Here is a 21,471-nt window from a genome sequence, read left to right on the forward strand (position 1 = left end):
CGTCAGGCGCGGCGCTCCTCCTGGTCGATGCACAGGACGTTGCCCTCGCTGTCCGTGAACCAGGCGGCGCGGCCCATGCCGGGCACCGAGGCGATCTCCCCGCTCCACTCGACGCCGGGCATGTCCCCGTACACCTCGAAGGTGACCCCGCGGGACTTGAGCTCCTTCACCTGGGCCTCGACGTCGTCGACGTGGAACTGGGCGATGGTGTGCCCGGCCTGCCCGGCGTAGTCGGTCCGGTAGACCCCGAAGCGGGTACCCCCGGTGGTCTCGTACTCCAGGACCTCGCCCATGAGCTCGCGTACCGGGGTGAGGCCCAGCTTGTCGGCGTAGAACGCCCGCGCCCGGTCGATGTCGCTCGCCGGGATGTTCGCCGCGACGCGGCTGTCGTCCAGCATGGTCGGCTCCCGAGGGGTGGGACGGGTCCCCCGTGCTGACGTCCGCGGACGCTAGCCCCCGCCCGGGGGCAGGGGCAACGGAGACCGGGCCGGTCCCCTTCGGCCCCGCCTCAGACCAGGCCGTGCGCGTGGACGGCCTCCGCCACCTGCAGGAAGCCGGCCACGTTCGCGCCGAGGACCAGGTCGCCCGGGGAGCCGTACTCCTCGGCGGTGGCGTGGCACCGCTCGTGGATGCCGCGCATGATCTCCTCCAGCCGGGCCTCGGTGTGCTCGAAGGTCCAGCGGTCGCGCGAGGCGTTCTGCTGCATCTCCAGGGCGGAGGTGGCCACTCCCCCGGCGTTGGCGGCCTTGCCGGGTGCGAACGCGACCCCGGCCTCGCGGAACACCCGGACCGCGTCGGGGGTGGCCGGCATGTTGGCCCCCTCGACGACGTAGCGGCAGCCGCTGCGGGCGAGGACGGCGGCGGCGTCGCCGTCGAGCTCGTTCTGCGTCGCGCTCGGGATCGCGACGTCGCAGGGCACGTCCCAGACGCTGCCGTCGGCCACGAACGACGCCGAGCCGACCCGCTCGGCGTACTCGCCGATCCGGGCCCGCTCGACCTCCTTGACCTGCTTGAGGACCTCGAGGTCGATGCCCTTCTCGTCGACGACGTAGCCGCTGGAGTCCGAGCAGGCGACCACGGTGCCCCCGAGCTGGTGCACCTTCTCGATCGCGTAGACGGCGACGTTGCCCGACCCGCTGACGGTGACGCGCCGGCCGTCGAACGACTCCCCGGCCGCCTCCATCATCGCCTCGGCGAAGAAGGCCGCCCCGTAGCCGGTGGCCTCGGTGCGGACCAGCGCGCCGCCCCAGCCCAGGCCCTTGCCGGTGATGACCCCCGACTCGTAGCGGTTGGTGATCCGCTTGTACTGGCCGAACAGGTAGCCGATCTCCCGGGAGCCCACGCCGATGTCCCCGGCGGGCACGTCGGTGTACTCGCCGAGGTGCCGGTAGAGCTCCGTCATGAACGACTGGCAGAAGCGCATGACCTCGGCGTCCGACCGGCCCTTGGGGTCGAAGTCCGAGCCGCCCTTGCCGCCGCCGATGGGCATGCCGGTGAGCGCGTTCTTGAACACCTGCTCGAAGCCCAGGAACTTGACGATCCCGAGGTTGACCGACGGGTGGAAGCGCAGCCCGCCCTTGTAGGGACCCAGGGCCGAGTTGAACTCGACGCGGAACCCCCGGTTGATCTGCACCTCGCCCGAGTCGTCCTGCCAGGGCACCCGGAAGATGACCTGCCGCTCGGGCTCGCAGATGCGCTCGACGGTCTTCATCTCGGTGTACTCGCTGTGCCGGCTGAGCACCACGGCGAGCGACTCGAGCACCTCGCGGACCGCCTGGTGGAACTCCGGCTCCGCGGGGTTGCGGCGCAGCACCTCCTCGTGGATGCGCTCGACCACCGGCGGGAGGCTGTCGGCCACGGGATCCCTCCGCTCCTCGGCCGGACCCGTTCCGGATCCGCGGTGCGGCCATGATGCGCCTCCCGACCGCGCGCCCCGGCACCCACCCCGGGACCTACCCCGCGGCCTCCAGCGCGGCCGCGAGGTCGGCCCACAGGTCCTCGACGTGCTCGATCCCGACGCTGAGGCGCACCAGCCCCGCAGGCACGTGCTCCTGACCGGGGAGCTTCGCCCGCCGCTCGACCGTCGACTCCACGCCCCCGAGGCTGGTGGCCGAGGCCACGACCCGGACGTGGGCGCACACCGCGTCGGCCGCGCCGGCGTCGGCGACCTCGAAGGACAGCACCGTCCCGGAGCCGCGCATCTGCCGGGCGGCGAGGGTGGAGTGCGGGTCGCCGGGCAGGCCCGGGTAGCGCACCCGCAGCACCGCGGGGTGCGCGGCCAGCCGGCGGGCGAGTTCGCCCGCGGACTCCTGCGCCTGGCGCAGCCGGACGGCGAGGGTGCGGGCCCCGCGCAGCGCGAGGAAGGCCTCGAGCGCGCCGGGCGTGGCCCCGGCGACCTCGCGCCGGCGGGCCAGCCGCGCCCGGTCCTCCGGGCGGCGGCACACCACCGCGCCGAGCAGCAGGTCCGAGTGCCCGCCGATCGCCTTGGTCGCGCTGTGCACGGCGAAGTCGGCGCCGAGCCGCAGCGGGTTCTGCAGCAGCGGGGTGGCGAAGGTGTTGTCCACGGCGACGAGCGCGCCGCCGGCGGCGGCGGCGACCGCGGCGACGTCGACGACCTGGAGCAGCGGGTTGCTCGGCGTCTCCAGCCAGACCAGGTCCGCGTCGCCGGCCGCGGCGGCGAGCGCGCCGGCGTCGGTCGTGTCGACCGTGCGCACCGCCCAGCGCCCGCCGGCCGCCGCGCCGTCGGCGAGCAGAGCCCGCAGGCCGGTGTAGCTGTCCCGCGGCACCACCACCCGCGCCCCCACCGGCAGCAGCTCGAGCACCGCGGCGATCGCCGCCATCCCGGAGGAGAAGGCCACCGCGGTGCCGCCCTCGAGGTCGCCGAGCAGCTCCTCGAGCGCCTCCCAGCCGGGCGTGCCGTCGTCGCGGGAGTACTCCCGCCCCGCCGTCCCGGCCGGGGCGGCGCGGAAGTTCGACGCCGGCACGATCGGGACGTTCAGCGGCTGCCCGGGCGCTCCGCTCCCCCGGCCGAGGGCCGCCAGCCGGGTCTCCATCCGCAGCTCCACGGACACCACCTCCTCCGATGCAGTATGTTGCACTTCGGAGAGCAGCGTACGAGGAGGGAGCGGGGATGACGCAAGCGCCAGGGGTCAACGAGCTGATCGGGCAGCGTGTCCGGCAGCACCGCACCGCCCGCGGCTGGACCCTCGACGAGCTGGCCGACCGCTCCGGCGTCAGCCGCCGGATGGTCATCACCATCGAGCACGGCGAGGGCAACCCGAGCATCGCCACCCTGCTGCGGATCAGCGACGCCCTCGGCGTCGGCCTGCCCGTGCTGGTCGACGTCGAGCGCCCCCACCCGCTGACCGTCACCGCGGCCGGACGGGCACCGGTGCTGTGGCGCGGCCCGCACGGCGGCCGGGCGCTGCTGGTCGCCGGCACGGAGCCACCCGACGTCGTCGAGCTGTGGGACTGGACCCTCCACCCGGGCGAGGAGCACGCGAGCGAGCCGCACAGCCCCGGCACCCGGGAGCTGCTGCTGGTCCTCGAGGGGACGGTCGACCTCCGCGTCGGGGACCGCACCGACCGGCTGGCGGCAGGGGACTCCGCGGCCTTCGCCGGCGACGTCCCCCACGGCTACGCCGCCCCCGCCGACGCGCCCGCCCCCGCCCGCTTCGCCCTGACCGTGTTCCAGCCCGACGTTCCCGGAGGACGCAGGTGACCGACCCGCAGGAGTGGCTGGCCGCGGCCGCCGTCGACGACGCCGTGCTCGCCCTGCGCCCGGACTACCGGGCGCTGCTGCTCACCGCCGACGGGCTCGAGGGCGGCCCCAGCGACGCGGCCAGCGAGCGCGTCCTCGCCGCCGCCGAGGCCACCGCGCGGGAGCGGCTGGACGGGCGGAGACCCGAGGAGCTGCCGCACCCGGCCGCCTGGCGGGAGGCCTACCGGGCCTTCGGCGCCAAGCCGCAGCGCACCCGGCCCAGCGTCGAGGCGCTGCTGCGCCGCCTCGACCCGGACGGGCTGCCGCGCATCGACCGGATCACCGACGTCTACAACGGCGTCTCCATCGCCCACCTGCTGCCGCTCGGCGGCGAGGACCGCGCCGCCTACGCCGGCCCGCCGCGGCTGGTGCGCGCCGACGGCAGCGAGCCCTTCGACACCACCGCCGGCGGCGAGCCCGCCGTCGAGCACCCGGAGCCCGGCGAGGTCGTGTGGCGCGACGACGCCGGGGTCACCTGCCGCCGCTGGAACTGGCGGCAGGGCGTCCGCACCCGGATCACCACCGGCACCACCAGCGCGCTGTTCGTCCTCGACGTCCTGGACCCGATGACCGACGACGACGCGCACGCCGCCGCCGACGCGCTCACCGACGCCCTGCTCGCTCTCGGCCCCGGCGCCGTCGTCCACCGGCGGCTGCTCGGCGGTCAGGCGTCGACGGGGGCGTAGAGCCCGGCGGAGGAGCTCGCGCCGCTCACGACCAGGTCCGCCACCACGCGGGAGGCGACCCACGCCTGCACGTGGCCGGTGCCGTTGTAGCCGCCCAGCGCGAGCACCCGACCGCCGGTGCCGGGCACCGGCCCGCACCGGGGCAGGGGGTCCTCGGCGAAGCCCACGACGCCGGCCCACCGGTGCGTGACCGGCGCGTCGACCTGCAGCTCCTCGCGCAGCCACCGGTCCAGCCGCGCCTGCACCGGCGCGGAGACCTCGGCGCGGTCGGTCCAGCCGGCGTCCCCGTCGAGGTCGGAGAACCCGCCCAGCGCGATCCGGCCGTCCGCGGTCTGGTGCACGTACTCGTGGCCGTACCGGGCGTAGACCGGGAACGGGAGGACCGCCCTCCCGAGCGGAGCCGTGGCGAGCATGTTGAGCCGCCGCGGGCGCACGGCCGCCGCCGTCGGCACCAGCGCCGCGAGGTCGCCGTCGACGGCCACGACCGCGCGGTCGCAGCGCACCGTCCCGGCCGCCGTCCGCACGACGACGCCGTCCCCGTCGGCGGCCGGCGGCGCGACCACCGCCGAGCGCTCGAAGACCCGCGCGCCGCGCGCCTCCAGCGCGGCGGCCAGCGCCCGCAGCCAGCGGACCGGGTGCACCGACCCGTCGTGCGGGAAGAGCAGCCCGGCCCGCTCCGGCCGGGCGAGCGGGCCGGGGAGGTCGTCGCCGGCGACCAGCGCCCCCGGGAAGCCGTCCTCGGCGAGGGCGGCGGCGTTGGCCCGGACGTCGTCGGCCTCGGCCGCGTCGACGGCGAGCCGGAGCAGCCCGTCGACGCGGAAGTGCGCGCGGGCGCCGACGGCCTCGGCCACCTCGAGCACCTCCCGCTGGGCGGCCAGCGTCGCGGCGTGGACGGCGACCGCCCGCTCGCGCCCCCAGAGCGCGCGGGTCTCGTGGTACATCGGCGCGGCGCCGGCGATGAAGAAGCCGCCGTTGCGGCCGCTGGCGCCCGACGCCACCTCGTGCCGGTCGAGCACCACGACGGAGAGGCCGGCGTCGAGCAGCCGCCGGGCGGTCGCCAGGCCGCCGACGCCGGCGCCGACCACGCACACGTCCGCCCGCGCCTCCCCCTCCAGCGGGGACCGGGGGCGGTACGGCTCGTCCTGCCACAGGGGTACCGGGCTCGCGTCCACGGGCTGATCGTCGTGCACCGCCGCCGGCGTGGCCGTCAGGGGTGGTCCCGCGGGTCTCATCCGCCGGGGACGACGCAGCGCCCGCCGCCGGAGGGCACGGTCGGCGGCATGTCGAGGTGCGTGTCCGTGCTGGCGCTGGTGGCCCTGGGAGCGGGACTCGTCTCCTGCTCGTCGTCGGACTCGGCGGACCCGGCGGCGACCTCCTCGGCGACCTCCTCGGCGACGTCCTCGGCGACGTCCTCGAGCGCGGGGGTGTGCGGTCCCGCGGAGGACCTGCGCACCTCCCTGGCGGCGCTGCGGGACGTCCCGGTCGTCGAGCAGGGCACCTCCGCGCTGGAGGAGGCGTGGGCGACGGTGGAGGAGGACTGGGGGCAGTTCGCGGACGCGGCCCGTGCCGAGTACGGCGCCGACGTCGACGACGTGCAGGCCGAGGCCGACGCCGTCCGGGAGGCCGTCGACGCGGCGCAGACCGATCCGTCCGCCGGCACGCTGGGCACGGCGGCGACCGCCGTCGGGGCGTTCGTCCAGGGAGCCGACGCCCTCCTGGAGGAGACGACCTCGGGCTGCTGACCGCGCCGCCCGCGGGACGGACGGCGCGCCCGGGACGGAGTGCGCGGACGGCGTCGGACCCGGGTGGCGACCCTGCAGGCTCGCACCGGGAGGATGAGCCGCGATCCACCCCACCCGGCCCACCATGCGCCCATGGGACGTGCACGAGCCCGGACGCGACGGACACGAGCGGGACGGCAGGGCCGCGGGGCGAACCCGGCCGCGAGCACCGCACCCGACGTGGGGCTGGCCGTGGCCGCGGCGATGGCCCCCGGGACGTTCGCTCCCTCCCTCTCCTCTCGCAGCGCGGCGGACCAGGGACTGGTGACCGGGCTGGCCACGGGACTGCACTACGTGCTCTCGGCCGGGACGCAGGACGCGCTGGAGGCCACGGCACGCCTGCTCCTCAGAGGGGCACCGTCCGGGTCGCTGCGGAGCGCCGGGACGATCGCGGTCGACTGCGCGGCCGTGCCGCTCGGCCTGGCGGCGCTCCGGGCGTTCCCGCCGCGGGCCGACGACCCGCTCCGCGGCGCCGTGCGCCAGGCGGCCTGGCGGTTGGCTGCCACGGGGTTCGGGAGCGCGCTGCTGGGCGGGGCCCGGCTCGGCGCGCAGGCGCTGGACGACCGCCTGCGGCTGCACGGGCGCCTCGCCTCCGTCCCGCTGGCGGTCCCCGTGGGCCTGGCGGTCGCCTACGTGCTGGACCGGTTGCGGGCAGGTGAGCACGCGGGGAGCGCGGCCGGGGCGGAGGCCCCGTCACCGCTGTCGTCCCTCGGGATCGCCACGGGGGTCGTCGGCTCCTTCGCCGGGGTCGCCTACGGCGAGCACGCCCTCGTCGACCTCCTCGCCCACCGGCTGGGGACGGTCCTGCCCGGGCCTCCGGAGATCTGGCGCCCGGTGGGCCACGCGGGCTTCCTCGCCGGCCTGGGGCTGGGCGCCTCCACCGTCTGGCACCGGGCGATGCGGCGGATCGAGGCGAGGACGTCGGTCGACGTCCCGGTGCTCGAGGCGGGTGAGAGCGACCGGTGGGTGCCCGCGACCGTCAGCGGCGGTCCCGGCAGCCTCGTCGCCTGGGAGGGCCTCGGGCGTGACGGCCGGCTGCACGCGCTCGCCTCGGTCCGCCCGCGCCCGGTCGCGGATCTCCCGGACGGCGTGCCGGACCTGTCCATCGAGACCGTCATGGGCACGCCCGCGCGCGCCGCCCCCGTCCAGGTGTACGTCGGGCTGGACAACGCGCCGACCCCCCGCGCGCGGGTGGACCTCGCGATGGCCGAGCTGGAGCGGACCGGCGCGTTCGACCGGTCGCTGCTGGTCCTGGTCTCGCCGACCGGCACCGGCTACGTGAACTACGTCGCCACGGCCGCGCTGCAGTACCTCGCGCTCGGCGACGTCGCCACCGTGGCCCTGCAGTACTCCCGCCGCCCGTCGCCGCTGTCCCTCGGCATGGTCCCCCGCGCCCGGGAGCAGAACCGGTTGCTGTGGCTGCGGGTCCTCCAGCGCCTGCGCGACCGTCCCGGCCGCCGTCCGCGCGTCGTGGTCTTCGGCGAGAGCCTCGGCGCGCACACCAGCCAGGACGTGTTCCTGCACTGGGGCACGCTCGGGCTCGACGCGATGGGGATCGACCGGGCGCTGTGGATCGGCACGCCGTACGGGAGCGGTTGGATGCGCCAGGTCACCCGCGGCGACCGCCTCGACGTCGACCCCGACGCCGTCGCCGTCGTGAACGACCACGCCCAGTACGCCGCGCTGGTCGAACGACGCGGCGGACCGCCCCGCTTCGTCCTGCTCAGCCACGACAACGACGGCGTGACGAGGTTCGGCCCGGATCTGCTCTGGTACCCCCCGGACTGGCTGGGCGCCGCGCGGCCCCGCCCCGAGCCGGTCGCCGCCGGCAGTCCCCGCGGCGTCCCCCCGGCGATGCGGTGGCGTCCGCTGACGACGTTCTTCCAGAGCCTCGTGGACATGAAGAACGCGCAGACGTCCGGGCCCTTCGGGGCGACGCAGCACGACTACCGCGCGGACCTCCCCCGCTTCCTCTCCGACGTGTTCGGGCTGCCCGCGTCCGAGGAGCAGCTCCTGCGGATCGAGCAGACGCTGCAGGTGCGCGAGACGGTGCGCGAGCGGATGTTCGCCGTCGTCCCCGGAGCCGTCGGCTGACCGGCCCGGACGGCGGCCCTGGACCGGCGGGTCAGGTGAAGTCGGGGTCGTTCGGGCCCTGACGCGGGCCGGTGCCCTCGACCAGCTCGCTGACCCCGCCGTAGGGCTGGTGCCGCTTGCCGACGTGCGCCTCGGCGTGCAGCCGCGGCACCAGGTCCGGGTGGTGCGCCTCGAACGCCGGGCGCTCGGAGCGGATCTTCGGGATCTCGGTGAAGTTGTGCCGCGGCGGCGGCGAGGACGTCGCCCACTCCAGCGAGTTGCCGTACCCCCAGGGGTCGTCGCGCAGCGCGGGCCGGCCGTACCGCCACGACTTCGTCACGTTGTAGAGGAACGGGATGATGGAGGCGCCGAGGACGAAGGAGAAGATCGTCGAGACGGTGTTCAGCGCGGTGAACCCGTCGGTGGGCAGGTAGTCCACGTACCGCCGCGGCATGCCCTCCTCGCCCAGCCAGTGCTGGACCAGGAACGTGCCGTGGAAGCCGATGAAGGTCATCCAGAACTGCAGCTTGCCCAGCCGCTCGTCCATCATCCGGCCGCACAGCTTGGGGAACCAGAACGCGATCCCGGCGTTGGCCGCGAACACCACGGTGCCGAAGACCACGTAGTGGAAGTGCGCGACGACGAAGTAGCTGTCGTTCAGGTGCCAGTCCAGCGGCGGGCTGGCCAGCAGCACCCCGGTGAGCCCGCCCAGCAGGAAGGTCACCAGGAAACCGACCGACCAGAGCATCGGTGTCTCGAACGTCAGCTGGCCGCGCCACATCGTGCCGATCCAGTTGAAGAACTTGATGCCGGTCGGCACCGCGATGAGGTAGGTCAGGAACGCGAAGAACGGCAGCAGCACCGCGCCGGTCGCGTACATGTGGTGCGCCCACACGGTCACCGAGAGGCCGCCGATGAGCAGCGTCGCGCCGACCATGCCCTTGTAGCCGAACAGCGGTTTCCGGGAGAACACCGGGATGACCTCGGTGATGATGCCGAAGAACGGCAGCGCGATGATGTAGACCTCGGGGTGGCCGAAGAACCAGAACAGGTGCTGCCACAGCATCGGGCCGCCGTTCTCGTCCGAGTAGACGACGGCGCCGAGGTGGCGGTCGGCCAGCAGCGCGAACAGCGCCGCGGTGAGGATCGGGAACGCGAACAGCACCAGGATGCTGGTGACCAGCGTGTTCCAGGTGAAGATCGGCATCCGGAACATGGTCATGCCCGGCGCGCGCAGGCAGGCGATCGTCGTGGTGAAGTTGACCGCGCCGAGGATGGTGCCCAGACCGCTGACCGCCAGGCCCGCGATCCACAGGTTCCCCCCCATCCCCGGGGAGTGCGTGCCGTCGGACAGCGGGGTGTAGGCGTACCAGCCGAAGTCCGCGGCGCCGGTGGGGGTGAAGAAGCCCGAGACGGCGATGACACTGCCGAACAGGAACAGCCAGTACGAGAAGGCGTTCAGCCGCGGGAAGGCGACGTCGGGCGAGCCGATCTGCAGCGGCATGATCAGGTTGCCGAAGGCGAAGAACAACGGCGTCGCGAAGAACAGCAGCATGATCGTGCCGTGCATGGTGAACAGCTGGTTGTACTGCTCGGGCGACAGGAACTGCAGCCCGGGCCGGCCCAGCTCACCGCGCATCAGCATGGCCATGAAGCCACCCACGATGAACCAGGCGAACGACGTGACCAGGTACATCAGGCCGATGGTCTTGTGGTCCGTGGTCCGCAGCAGGTTGCTGAGCCGGGACCCCCGGGCGGGCGGGGGCTGGGCATACGGGCGACTGACGATGGGCGCCGGGGCGATGGTCATGGTCCGCCTCCGTCATCACCGTGTCTGGCGCTGACTGCGGATCACGGTAGGAGTCCCGGACGACCGGGGCAATGCACCTCGCGCTGCCGGCGGACACCCACTGCGGGACCCGCCGGCCGGCGTCACCACCGGCGCGCCCCCTCGGCGCGGTGGGCGCACGTCGCCACACCCCGTGAGACGACAGCGACCACCCCGCCGCGGGCGAGCACCGTCCCGCTCGGGCTCACGCCGCGGCGACGCACGCCCACACGTGCTTGCGGCCGTCGTCGACCATCCAGCCGTGCGTGCGGCACAGCCGGGCCACGAGGTGCAGGCCCAGCCCCCCGTCGACCGGGTCACGGTCGACGGTCGGCACCGGAGGACACTCGACCGCGGCATCGGTGACGTCGACGAGCCAACCGCCGCTGGCGGCCACGACGCAGACGGTCACCGGCGGCCGCCCGTGGCGCAGGCCGTTGGAGGTCAGCTCCTCGAAGACCAGGAGCAGCTCGTCGGCGTCCACCGGCGCGCGGTCTCGCAGCCCCGCCGTGCGCACCGTGGCCTGGAGGTCGTTCCGGCTCACCGTGAGGTCCATGGGCGTGCACAGCTCCCGCCGCCAGACCGCGAGGGCGACGTCGGGCACGGTCGGGAGCGGTCGCTGGGTCCAAGGCACCTGGTCCATCGGTCACCCTCTGCTCGGGGAGGAGCCGAGCCCCGCACCAGGTGGAACGCGTCCACTCGAGGCCTCGGCGTCGTGCGGGGCGCAGGGGCCGTACGCCTTGCGTCCGTTGCCGTTCTGGAATCCGAGCGTAGGTCTGCGGTGGTCGCGGTCGCCTGCCGGTCTCGCGCTCCCCCGGCGAGGCGTGACCGGCGGTCACGAGGTGTACCAGGAGATGGCTGTCAGGCGCCCCGGTGGACGGGGTCGAGGGACCGGGCTCCTGGCATCCGCGGGGCGACGGGGCCCCCGGCTGGTGCGGGACGGGGAGCGTGGACCTCGCTGCCGGCTGGCACCGGACTCCGGTCGCTCGGTCCGCGCCGTCGACCGCGGGCCCGGAGGACGGTGGAACGGGCCCTACGAGGAGTCGCCCATCGGGGCCCGAGGTCCCGGGTCGGTGCTCGAGGGTGGCGGCGTCACCAGGTCGCCGGGCACTGCCGGCAGCACCCGGTCGACGTAGTCCCGCACCGCGGCCTGCATCCCGACGTCCCGGCCGGCCGCCTCGGACAGGAACCACCGGTGCTCGAGGACCTCGTGGAAGATCTCGGCGGTGTCCAGCCGGCTGCGCAGGTGCGCGGGGATGGCGGCGATCGTCGGCTGGTAGCTCTCGGTCAGCCAGCGGATGGCGGCCGCGGTCTCGGAGACCGGGCCTCCCACCACCTGCTCGAGAGCGGCGCGGTAGCTCACGATGTCGGCGAGGAGGCGGCGTGCCTGCTTCTCCTGGACGTCCAGCCCGGTCCGGCTGAACAGTGCCCGCCGGCAGTCGCCGGGTTCGGCGACGCGGGTGGTGAGGTGCAGTCGGCTCCCGCCGGCCGGGTCCTCGACGAGCTCCACCTCGCCGACGTCGAAGCCCAGGTCCTGGAGCCTGCGGATGCGCCCGGCGACGCGGAGCTGCTGGTCCTCGCGCGACACCACCTCCTCGCTGGTCAGCTGGGCCCACAGGTGCTCGTACCGCGCCACCAGGTCGGCCGCCGCCAGTGCCGGGTCGAGGTCCCCGGCGAGGGAGCCGCTCTCCCGCAGGTCCGTCAGTTCGCTGACGACCCGCGCATACGCGACGTCCGTGTCGTGGTCCCGCTGGCTCTGGGTGAGCCGCTCGTGCACCTCCCCCGTCTCGGCGTCCACGAGGTAGGCGGCCAGCGTCCCGGCGTCGAACCGGAACAGGGTGTTGGCCAGAGAGCAGTCGCCCCACACGATGCCGGCCAGGTGCAGCCGGACCAGCAGCTCGACCTGCGCGTTCATCACCCGGTCGATCAGGTGCCCGCCCCGGGGGTTGGCGAACAGCGCCAGGAAGGACGACGAGTAGTCCAGGAAGCGGGTGACGAGCACCGCCTGCTGCTCACCGGGCCGGTCGACGACGGCGCCGACGACCTCGACCGCCGGGATGCCGAGCTCGTGCAGTCGGCGCAGCACCTCGTACTCGCGGCGAGCGGGTCGCTCGGGCAGCTCCTTGAGCGCGAACACGCCTCCGGCCTCGGCCACGAACCGCACGACGTGACGGGAGCGCCCGTGCTGGGGGATCTCGACGATCCGGTCGTCGGTCCACTGCGAGAGCGGGACGTCCCAGGGCAGGGTCAGCAGATCGGCCGCCGCCTCGGCGGGAGGACTGAACACGAAGCGCATCCCGGACCTCCGGTTCCCGGACCCGGTCCTCCCCGAGGTTAGCGCGCGGCTCCCCGGCTGCCGCACGAACGCACCGGCCTCCGAGAGGTCGACGGCAGGCTCGACCCGGGTGAGGCCCTCACCCGTGGCCGAGGTGGTCGTGGACCATGCGGATGGCGATCGCGCCCTCACCGACGGCGGAGGCCACCCGCTTGACCGACCCGTGCCGGACGTCGCCGACGGCGAACACGCCGGGCACGCTGGTCTCGAACGCGTGGCCCCCACGACCCGCGGGGCTGCCACGCCGGTCGGCGCCGGTCAGGACGTAGCCCGCGTCGTCCCGGTGGACCGCGTCGGGCAGCCACTGCGTGTGCGGCTCGGCGCCGATCAGCACGAACAGGCCCGCGGACGGCACCGTCTCGGTGTCCCCGCCACCGCGATCGCGCACGACCAGGTGGGTCAGGCGCCCCTCCCCGCCACCGCCGACCGCCTCGGCGCCGTGGCGGACGGTGACGTTGGCCGCCGCCTCGATCTCGCGGACCAGGTAGTCGGACATGGTGACGGCCAGCGAGGCGCCGCGCACGAGGAGCGTCACCCGCCGGGCGTAGCGGGCCAGGTGCAGCGCGGCCTGACCCGCCGAGTTGGCCCCGCCGACGATGTAGACGTCCTCCCCTGCCATCGCCTGCGCCTCGGGACCCGCGGCGCCGTAGAAGACCCCTGCCCCGACGAGCGCGTCGAGGGACGGGATCCCGAGCCGCCGGTACGTCACCCCGGTCGCGAGGACGACGGCGCGGCTGGTGACCGTGCTGCCGTCGCTCAGCGAGACGACGAGTCCGGCGCCCGAGGCCTCCAGGCCGACCGCTCGCGGTCCGTAGACGAACTCCGCGCCCAGCAGCCAGGCCTGCTCGTAGGCCCGCTGTGCCAGGTCGGCGCCGGGGATGCCGCGGGGGAAGCCCAGGTAGTTGCGGATCAGCGAGCTGGTGCCGGCCTGACCCCCCATCGCCTCGGTCTCCAGCACGACCGTGCGCAACCCCTCGGAGGCGCCGTAGACCGCCGCGGCCAGCCCCGCGGGGCCCGCACCGACGACCGTGACGTCGTAGGGGCGCGCATCCGGCCGGGTCCGGACGCCGAGCGCGTCGGCGATCTGCAGACCGGACGGGTCCTCGAGGACCCGTCCGTCGAAGAGGACGACCACCGGCAGCCGGGCGGCCGGCCGTCCCACCTCCCGCAGCAGCGCCCGGCCCTCCTCCGAGGTCACGTCGAGGAAGCCGTAGGCCACGCTGTTGCGGCTGAGCAGGTCCCGGATCTCGTGCGAACGCGCCGCCCAGCGCTCCCCGACCACCCGGGCCGCCAGGAACCGCGGACGGTTCGGCAGCGCCCACTGGTACAGGAACTGGCCGATCGCCTGGTGGAAGTGCTCGTCCCCGGGCTGCCAGGGCTTGGTGACCCAGTCGATCTGCCGCAGCACCGACACCGGCAGCACCGGCGCGATCGACCGGTCGTTCCAGGTGATCAGGACCGACCGCTTCGCCGCCGGGTGCAGCGCCCGCACCCGGTCGAGGAACTCGATGCCGGTCATCCCGGGCATCCACTGGTCGGCGAGGACCAGCGCCACCTCCCCGCCCGTCGCCCGCACCTGCGCCAGGTCGCCGAGCGCCTCCTCCGCCGAGGTGAGGCAGCGGACGTCGTAGTCGGTGCCGTACCGCTTGGTCAGCTCCTCCTGCACCGGGCGCAGCGTGGCCGGATCGTCGTCCACCGCCATCAGCACGGGCCTGTCCATCGCGCCCCCTCCGCCGGTGCCCGGGCAGTGTGCCGGAGGGCGGTTCCCTCGTGGGGTGGGCGCTCAGCCGCCGCGTCAGGAGAGCTGCGTCTCCGCCCCGGGGTCCACCGCTCCGCGAGGCGCCGTCGTGCGGACCGGACGGTGGGTCAGGTGCCGGCCGTGGTCGTGTCCCCAGGGCGCGGGCCGGCCGCCCCGAGGCCGCGGCAGCACTCCAGAGCCTGCGCCGCCCCCGTCCGACGTGGATAGTGGCGGCGGTCGTGGTGTATGCGAACCTGGTCGGCACCGCCAGCCGCTACGGACAACTCCTCGACGCCGCTTTCGCGCTGCACCGGGACTGCTCTACGACGCAGTGGGACGTCCACGGCCGGCTCAACCGTCCCAGGAGCGGGACGCCGGCCGAGCGCTCACCTCGGCGCTGTGGCGAGGACCCGACATGGTCGCGCGGCCAACGAGCGCTCCTTCGAACAGCGCCGAGGGCTCTGCCCCTTCGGCGAACCGTGCGTCCGCCGGCGGACGCACCCTTTCGTCGCCTTGACGCCACGGCCACAGGAGCTGTGGCCGGTCCCACCCGCAGCAATCCGTCCTGCCCGGTCGGGCCCGTCGTCGGGCAGTCGAGCAGCCGCAGCCCCGAGCGCCCGCGGCAGACGAGCCGCTCGGTGGCGACACCAGTACCGACGCCGACGCCGACGCCGACGGAGCGGCTGGCGCCCGCCCGGCCGACCACGGCGAGACCGCGCAGGAGGGCCGTGCGGCCGGGGATGGAGGCGACGGTCAGCGGCGCCGGCCAGGTTGCGGCGGAGACGGCGGCAGCGACCCCGCGCCGCCGCCAGCGCCGAGCGACTCCACGGCAGCCATCACCGGATCCCGGTGGCCGTGGCCTCCCTCGGCGCGGGGACGCGTCCCTCACCACGGGACGCCGGCCAACCATGCTGCCGGCTGGGCGAGTCCCCCGGGCCGGCGCTCAGACCACGTCGGCGCACACTCAGCCGTGCGTGCGGGCAACGTCGACCGTCCAGTCGGCGGGTCCCCGGAAAACGGCCGCCGCGGGTGAACGTTCGAACGGGATAGCGGTGACGACGCCGCGCCCGCTCCTCGTCGCCGCGCCGTGCGCCTCGCTATGGGCAGGGACGGCATCCAACGTGCCACCGCTTCCCGGTGGCCTCCCCGATGCCCGGTGGGGCCACTCCATGGTGAAGCCGTCTCGCCTCGGGCTCGCTCCTCGGACGGGTGGCGAGGACGCACCGACCGGCCCCGGCACGCCCGCCCCCACCCCGTCACGATCGGTCGGGCCCGCCCGCGGAGGGCCTTCCTCCGTGCCAGGTGTCCGTGGCGATCGATCCCCAGCCTCCGCTGGAGATGAAGGCACCCCAGAAGAAGGTGTGCGGGTGCGTCCGTCTGAGCTCGAGCTTGGCTTCGCGCAGGGCGTCAGCGACGCCGGCGCCAGCCACCAGCGACCGGTAGAAGGACGCCATCAGCCTCGTCGTCTCTTCATCCGGGACCTTCCACAGTCCCACGACGACAGACTCGGCACCCGCCGCCTCGAACGACCGCCCCAAGCTGGCCGGCCCCTCGCCCCGCTCCTGCGGCCCCAGTCCGGTCTCACAGGCAGAGAGGACCACCAGCGCGGTTCGTCGCAGAGGCAACGACAGGACCTCCTCGGCCAGCAGGATGCCGTCCGAGCCACCGACGTTGGCGCCCGCGAGGGCGATGCCGGAGCGCAACAACGGCACCTCTGCCAGCACCGCCTCCTCTGCCCCGTCGAGGAAGAAGCCGTGCGTGGCGAGGTGGACGATGACCGGACTGCTGGTCGCTTGAAGGGCAGCCTTCGATGCGGCGTTCCCGACGAGCGGCGCCACGCCGAGTGTCCTCCCGACCTGGTCCACCTCGTTCTCGGCGCCCTCGAGCGGCCGGAACATGACGCCTGGCAGGCCTGGGACCGGGGGCTCGGGCTGATGAGTGGGCGGTTCGTCGAACGCGGGGGCTCCCATGACCAGGGGAGCGCTGCATGCCGCAGCCGCTTCGGGCGTGCGGTCGTGGAGGACGGCGGCGTCCATCGTCTGCACGGAACGCGACGACGTGGCGTAGCTCAGGCGGTACCGGTCGATGACCTGCTCCGTCTCGCCCAGCGGAAGGCAGTCGAAGGGCAGCGTCGCCAGGCTCCCATCGGGAGACACGACCAGCCTCGTCCGGCCCTCGAAGGACGGCACCAGTGGGTCGAAGACCAGCTCGCGGATCTCCCCTCCCCAGCGCGTTGCGTCGCGATCCCGGTCCCTCGGGAGACTCCCGGGCCCTGTCTCGTCCTGCGTGCCCGCGTCCCTGCCCGACGTCGGTGTCGAGGTGACCGTCGACCGGAATTGACCGACGAGTCGATCGATGGTCGCGGCGTCGCCCAGGTCGAGCACCTGCCAGCGGTAGACCGTCCGGGCGGGAACGACGAATGCGCAGTACCTGGTCACAGGAGGTCGTCCGGGGGCGGACGGCGACGTGTGGAGGTAGTAGTCGACGTAGACGCTGTCTTCGGGGATGGTCATCGCTATCCCCACGGGGTCGGGATAGGTGGTCAAGCCGGTCAGAGACAGGCCACCGACGAGGATCGACATGCGGCGCTCCAGCGCCTCCCGCTCACGCAGGAGCTCTTCCACCTGTCGTCGCCGCTGGCTGCCCGACCGGATGCGCAGGGCCTCCTGGCTCAGCCGAGCACGCAGGTGCGCCGCACTCCGCCGGGCCTCGTCGAGTTCACGACCGCCATCGGCCTGTTCCACGATGTCGAGTTGGACCTGGCGCTCGACGTGGGTGTTGACCCCCTTCTGTCGCAGCACGAGCGCGAACAGCCCCCCAACAGGCTCCGAGTCCTGGCGGAAGTGGTCCACGACGAGTGAGGCCATGGTCTCGATGCGCCGACGGAACTCGCCCAACTTCCGGTCTCGCTGGGTGGAGGAGCTGACGGCAAGTTGACGCCCCGCAGTCCGCGAGTCCCGTGCCGTCGCGCGAGAGATCGCTCCCAGCGCGAACTCGTACCTTCCAGCGCTGGACTCCAGGGACGCCGCCAACTCCTCGACCTCGGACAGGGACGGATGATCCGCCCCTCGGAGCTGACCGATCAGCGGATAGATCCGGCTGAGATGCCCGAGCGCACGGTCGTCCTGCCCTTGGTCGTGGAGGATCTGCCCGAGTCGCAGCGAGATCCGGATGATGCCGCTCGCGGGAAGCTGATCAGCAGAGGTGAGCAGCTGGTCGTACAGGTCGATCGCCCCGGCCAGGTCCGAGTCCTCCAGGTCCCGTGCCTGGATCTCCTGTCGGGAGGTCCCGCGGGGGTCCCCGGTGGCCGCGAGCCAACCGTGACATTCCGACGCGCCCTCCAGGTCGCCGAGGGTCAAGCATGCGCCGTAGAGGTCACGTATCCCGTCGACGAACCAGCGGCTGCGGTCGTCGGCGGTCGAGCCCCTCACACCCGCCCGGATCCGGTCGACGCCGGGGAGCGTGTCCCCGAGGGCGATGAGGGCGCGCCCCTCGACGACCAACGCCATGCGGGCCCAGAAGCTCCGACAGCCGCCGCTCGCGACGAGCCGGTCCAGCTCGCTGCCGAGGATCTGGGCCTGACCGTAGGCGCCGGCGTCGACGGCAACTTGACCGAGCCAGGCCAGTACCTCGGCGTACTCCTCCCGCTCGCCCTCCGCCTGAGCGGTCCGCCGGTATACATCCAGTCCGCACATGAGGATCCGCCGCGCAAGCTCCGTCAGAAGGCCCGCCCGAGCCGCTCCTGCCAGCTGTCGGAGGATCTCGAGGTACTGGTTCCGCTCCTGCGCGGTGTAGGAGAAGCGCGCGTTCTCCAATGCGACGGCGAGTGCCGCCCGCTGAGGTTCGATCGCGCCGGCGGACGCCGCTTGCCGTGCATCGTCGGCGATCCCCCACGACTCCCTGCTGTTCCGCTGGAGCAGGCGCAGGACCGGTTGCGGTGGCAACGCCGTCCCGCCGGACACCTGCGTCTCGGACCTGTGCGTCGGAGGCCGGCGCGAGCCGTCGACGGGATCGCCCGGATCCTGTCCGAGCTGCTCGTGCACTCGGCGCAGTGCCGCGACCCCGGCTCGAAACCGCGCCCCGGCCGGACCTTCGCTGTCCGCGGCCACGGCCACGGCCCGCGACAACAGCAACTCCGCCTCGAGCACCCGGGACGCCGACAGCAGGCTGCCCGCTCCCTCCACGAGGGCGGCGACCAGTGGCTGAGCACGACCCAGCGGAGGGTCGAGGTCGACCGGCCCCGCCCGGCGACGGCGTTGCTCGAGGTGGGCGCGGTGCAGAGCGAGGCTGCCGAGGACGGGCTCCGACTGTCGGCGATCCTCGGGAGGCTCACACATGGCCTCCTCGAGGCAGCGGATCGCCTCTCCGAGATCACCACCCGCCGACTCGGCCAGTGCGATGGCGCGGGCATGGAGCAGGGCCGCGCGTGACAACCGACGATCACCGCGGCTGAGGCCTCGGCCACTCAGGCTCAGCACGGTGTCGACGTCACCGCGCTCCAGGAGGAGCCGCACATCCTGGAGGGTCAGCGCGTCACCGTCGTCGGGTCGTACGTTCATCAGGCCCCCTCGGCGCCATCCCGCACGGCGCCGGCCCCGATGGCGGTGCGTCATCGCCGGTCGCCCATGAGCACGAACGGCGCCCAGTGGTACGGCGATGTGAACCCCGCTTCTCGCATGTGCCGCTGTGCTGCTGCGACGGCGCTGTCCTTCGGCCGGCCCGTCATCAGGTCGGCGTAGAAGGAGTCGAAGAAGACCGGCGCGGACCGGTCGTCGATCTCCCACAACGTGGCCAGGACGCTGGCGGTGCCTGCGGTCACCGCCGCGCGGGTCAGGCCGGTGAGCTCGTCGCCCGGGCGGCGCCGGGACAAGCCGGTGACGCAGCCACTGAGGGCCAGCAGTCCCGTGGCCACGGAACCGTCCATCAGGTCCTCGACCGTCACCCGACCGTCGGCCATCTGAACGCCGGACAGGAGGGGGTCCGCGTCGTCGTAGGCGCCGTGGCTGGCGACATGGACGACGGCTGTGCCGGGAGGAACCGACAGGAGGGCCTGCCGGGTCGCCTGACCTCCGATCAGCGGCACCGTTCCGAGCCGGTCGGCCACCCGCAGCGCTTCCGCCTCCGCCCCGGGCAGGTCCGCGGTCGGATTGCCGAGGACCACGGCGCTGCCCGGCCGCGGCGCCGGGCGGCTGAGTGAGGAACAGACGGGAAGGAACGAGCTGGACGGCAGGACGGAGAGGTCGAACCGGTCCGAGAGCCAGGTGCCGCGATCGCCGTCGAGATGCCGCAAGGCGGAGAAGGGCAGTCCGTGGAGGCTCCGGTGGGGCGCGATCAGCAGGTGCGTGACGGCGGCGCCGATAAGTTCCTGCAGCTCAGGGGGCAGTAGCAGCTCGGACAGCTCCTGCCCCGTCGGCAGGACGGAATCGCCGCTCTCCTGGCGGATGCGCTCCTGAAGCACATCCCTCCGCTGCCGTGCTTCATCCCCCCGCCGCCCCGGTGAGGAGCGGACACCCACCTCCGCCAGGAACCGCCGGATCAAGCCGTGGAGGTCGATGCCGGAGAGGTCTTGTTCGAAGGAGGCCGCGATGCCCTCGGCGGTCAGGACGAAGGTCCACAACGTCCGAGCGTCCGCGGTGACGTGGTAGTGGATGAGCGCCGCGTCCGCCGGGATGGCGGAGCAGATGTCGTCGACTCCGGCGGGCCCCTGCTCGGTGAGCGCCGCGAGGGCGGGCGCCTCCCGCGCGAGCTGACCACGAACAGTGCGCAGGTCGGCCGTGAGCCGAGCGACCCGCTCGGGCTCCCGCCCGGACGCGCGGAGCAGTTGCTGCGTCAGCTCCGTCCGCCGCCGCACCAGCGGATCACCATGAGTCGCCCGCGCGAGCCGATCCGCACCCAGCAGTTCCAGGAAGGACCGAGCCCGGCTGCGCTCACTCATCAGGAACGCGTCCTGCCCGAAAGCCCGATCGGGGAGGGCGTCGGACGCGAGGGCATAGAACTGGATGGCCTCGTCGAAGAACCGCTCCCGGTCCCCCAGGAGGGGCTCGCGCCGTTCCGGCCTGTCCACTCCGGCCCGCACCAGATCAATGCCCTCCGCCGCCCGCGCGTACGCGGCATGCGCATCGCGGAAGACCCCGGTCACGTCCACGGGTTCGGCACCGGCCATCCGTCCCAGGTGGGTCTGCGCCAGCGCGAGGTAGGCCGGGTGGAGGAGCTCGAGCAGGCCCAGGCGCTCCACGTCCTCTACGAGGAGCTGGGCGTGATCCGCGGCTGCGCCGTAGTCGCCACAGGTGATCTCGAGATTCGTCAGGTTGAGCAGGTCGTACACCGCAGGGACGACCCGGCCGCCGCGCAGGTGCTCGTCGCGGATCTCCGCGAGCAGGTCCCGGGCCGCTCCCGGGTCACCGTCCCGGGCCAGACGGTTCGCGACTACGCCGCCCACGAGGAGCGCCTCGTCGTGGAGGGCTGAGGACGCATACCAGTCGAGGACCCGGCGCAGCAGTGCGTGGACGTCCGCGTCCGGGATCTCCCGGCTGTGGACCAGCAGGTTGGTGAAGGCGTCCGTCGCCTGCCTCGGCAGGCCCTCGGCCAGTGCCATGCGGATGGCGGACCACCAGTGGTCGATGGCGCCATCCGGGTCGCCGGCACCGCGGAGAGCGATGCCGAGGAGGTTCAGGCCCGCAGCCTCCCCCCGACGGTCGTTCGCGTCGGCGCTCACGCGTACGGCGCGCTCGAGGTGCCTGCGCGCCTCGTCCATGCGGCCACGATGGAGAAAGACGTCGCCGAGGTTCGCCAGTGCAGAGGCGAGCGCGTCGGGGATCTGCTCGGCTCCCGCCACCGCCCGTTCGAAGAGCTGCTTTGCCTGACCGAGGTCCCCGGCCTCCTTGGCCCAGATCCCCTGCTCGATCCACAGCTGTACCGCGACGGCGGGCCGGTCTTGCGGGGGTAGCTCGTCCATCAACGTCTGGACAGCGGCCAGCGCCTGCTCACTGCCGGCCGACACCCCTGCTTCACGGCGCAGGCGCGCCTGCGCCAGCAGCGCGAGCGCCCGGGCGCCGCTCGATTGGGCTCCTGCCACCCGGACCGCCTCGGTGGACGCCGCGAGCGCACCGCTGAGATCGCCGGTGTCCCGGAGCTGACCCGCCCTGGTGAGCAGAGCGGCGACGGGCGAACCGACGTCACGAACATCACGCGGATGGCTCATCGGCGGTCTCACCCCGCCTGATCGACACTCGGCTGGCAGACGTGCCGACGCTAGGCATCTTCCGTCACC

The 21,471-nt window shown here is 73.8% G+C and carries 14 protein-coding genes; 4 read left to right on the forward strand and 10 right to left on the reverse strand.

Annotated elements, in window-relative coordinates; all coding sequences use genetic code 11:
* Positions 1-2: 2 nt before the first annotated feature.
* The 3 genes from ACI79B_RS13570 to ACI79B_RS13580 all read right to left on the reverse strand — a co-directional run bounded on the left by ACI79B_RS13570 (position 3) and on the right by ACI79B_RS13580 (position 3,071).
* Positions 3-398 carry a VOC family protein gene (locus ACI79B_RS13570; RefSeq protein WP_456928492.1) on the reverse strand — a complete coding sequence of 132 codons (396 nt, stop codon included), beginning with the start codon at positions 396-398 and terminating at the stop codon, positions 3-5.
* A gap of 110 nt (positions 399-508) precedes the next feature.
* A complete protein-coding gene (gene gdhA, locus ACI79B_RS13575; RefSeq protein ID WP_456928491.1) occupies positions 509-1,858 on the reverse strand; it encodes an NADP-specific glutamate dehydrogenase in 1,350 nt (449 codons plus the stop codon).
* A 94-nt stretch (positions 1,859-1,952) separates the two neighbouring features.
* The gene (locus ACI79B_RS13580; protein WP_457000155.1) at positions 1,953-3,071 is read right to left on the reverse strand and encodes a trans-sulfuration enzyme family protein; all 1,119 of its coding nucleotides are present in this window, start codon (positions 3,069-3,071) and stop codon (positions 1,953-1,955) included.
* Between the two features lie 59 nt (positions 3,072-3,130).
* Between ACI79B_RS13580 and ACI79B_RS13585 the strand changes: the two genes are divergently transcribed.
* Positions 3,131-3,721, forward strand: coding sequence for a helix-turn-helix domain-containing protein (locus ACI79B_RS13585; RefSeq protein WP_456928489.1), 591 nt, complete (start codon positions 3,131-3,133; stop codon positions 3,719-3,721).
* Complete coding sequence (locus tag ACI79B_RS13590; RefSeq protein ID WP_456928488.1) at positions 3,718-4,446, forward strand: B3/B4 domain-containing protein; 729 nt, start codon at positions 3,718-3,720, stop codon at positions 4,444-4,446. Before ACI79B_RS13585 ends, ACI79B_RS13590 begins: the two co-directional genes overlap by 4 nt.
* Here the strand turns inward: ACI79B_RS13590 and ACI79B_RS13595 are convergent.
* A complete protein-coding gene (locus ACI79B_RS13595) occupies positions 4,425-5,618 on the reverse strand; it encodes an NAD(P)/FAD-dependent oxidoreductase (RefSeq protein ID WP_456928487.1) in 1,194 nt (397 codons plus the stop codon). The two genes, ACI79B_RS13590 and ACI79B_RS13595, sit on opposite strands and share 22 nt — an antisense overlap.
* A gap of 108 nt (positions 5,619-5,726) precedes the next feature.
* Between ACI79B_RS13595 and ACI79B_RS13600 the strand changes: the two genes are divergently transcribed.
* Entirely contained in the window at positions 5,727-6,188 is a 462-nt protein-coding gene (locus tag ACI79B_RS13600; RefSeq protein WP_456928486.1) for a hypothetical protein, read from the forward strand.
* Positions 6,189-6,407: 219 nt separating this feature from the next.
* Entirely contained in the window at positions 6,408-8,321 is a 1,914-nt protein-coding gene (locus tag ACI79B_RS13605) for an alpha/beta-hydrolase family protein (RefSeq protein ID WP_456928485.1), read from the forward strand.
* Between the two features lie 31 nt (positions 8,322-8,352).
* Here the strand turns inward: ACI79B_RS13605 and ctaD are convergent, their stop codons facing one another.
* The 6 genes from ctaD to ACI79B_RS13635 form a co-directional block, all read right to left on the reverse strand.
* A complete protein-coding gene (ctaD, locus tag ACI79B_RS13610; protein WP_456928484.1) occupies positions 8,353-10,110 on the reverse strand; it encodes an aa3-type cytochrome oxidase subunit I in 1,758 nt (585 codons plus the stop codon).
* Positions 10,111-10,333: 223 nt separating this feature from the next.
* Positions 10,334-10,771 (reverse strand): ATP-binding protein, encoded by a 438-nt coding sequence (locus ACI79B_RS13615; protein ID WP_456928483.1) that lies wholly within the window; start codon positions 10,769-10,771, stop codon positions 10,334-10,336.
* 390 nt (positions 10,772-11,161) lie between these two features.
* Positions 11,162-12,424, reverse strand: a complete 1,263-nt coding sequence (locus ACI79B_RS13620; protein ID WP_456928482.1) for a DUF4032 domain-containing protein — start codon at positions 12,422-12,424, stop codon at positions 11,162-11,164.
* A 118-nt stretch (positions 12,425-12,542) separates the two neighbouring features.
* Positions 12,543-14,183 carry an FAD-dependent oxidoreductase gene (locus tag ACI79B_RS13625; RefSeq protein WP_456928481.1) on the reverse strand — a complete coding sequence of 547 codons (1,641 nt, stop codon included), beginning with the start codon at positions 14,181-14,183 and terminating at the stop codon, positions 12,543-12,545.
* 1,274 nt (positions 14,184-15,457) lie between these two features.
* Positions 15,458-18,760: a CHAT domain-containing protein gene (locus tag ACI79B_RS13630; protein WP_456928480.1), complete on the reverse strand. Its 3,303-nt coding sequence runs from the start codon at positions 18,758-18,760 to the stop codon at positions 15,458-15,460.
* Positions 18,761-18,810: 50 nt separating this feature from the next.
* On the reverse strand, positions 18,811-21,402 hold the full coding sequence (locus ACI79B_RS13635) for a CHAT domain-containing protein (RefSeq protein WP_456928479.1): 2,592 nt from the start codon (positions 21,400-21,402) through the stop codon (positions 18,811-18,813).
* Positions 21,403-21,471: the final 69 nt, after the last annotated feature.

It is taken from the genome of Geodermatophilus sp. SYSU D00879 (assembly GCF_054050375.1).

Bases quoted from the DNA above. Each gene is read 5' to 3' on its own strand.
- ACI79B_RS13635 (WP_456928479.1), bottom strand. From the start codon at position 21,402: ATGAGCCATCCGCGTGATGTTCGTGACGTCGGTTCGCCCGTCGCCGCT.
- ctaD (WP_456928484.1), bottom strand. From the start codon at position 10,110: ATGACCATCGCCCCGGCGCCCATCGTCAGTCGCCCGTATGCCCAGCCC.
- ACI79B_RS13630 (WP_456928480.1), bottom strand. From the start codon at position 18,760: ATGAACGTACGACCCGACGACGGTGACGCGCTGACCCTCCAGGATGTG.
- ACI79B_RS13625 (WP_456928481.1), bottom strand. From the start codon at position 14,183: ATGGACAGGCCCGTGCTGATGGCGGTGGACGACGATCCGGCCACGCTG.
- ACI79B_RS13600 (WP_456928486.1), top strand. From the start codon at position 5,727: ATGTCGAGGTGCGTGTCCGTGCTGGCGCTGGTGGCCCTGGGAGCGGGA.
- ACI79B_RS13570 (WP_456928492.1), bottom strand. From the start codon at position 398: ATGCTGGACGACAGCCGCGTCGCGGCGAACATCCCGGCGAGCGACATC.
- ACI79B_RS13585 (WP_456928489.1), top strand. From the start codon at position 3,131: ATGACGCAAGCGCCAGGGGTCAACGAGCTGATCGGGCAGCGTGTCCGG.
- ACI79B_RS13615 (WP_456928483.1), bottom strand. From the start codon at position 10,771: ATGGACCAGGTGCCTTGGACCCAGCGACCGCTCCCGACCGTGCCCGAC.
- ACI79B_RS13620 (WP_456928482.1), bottom strand. From the start codon at position 12,424: ATGCGCTTCGTGTTCAGTCCTCCCGCCGAGGCGGCGGCCGATCTGCTG.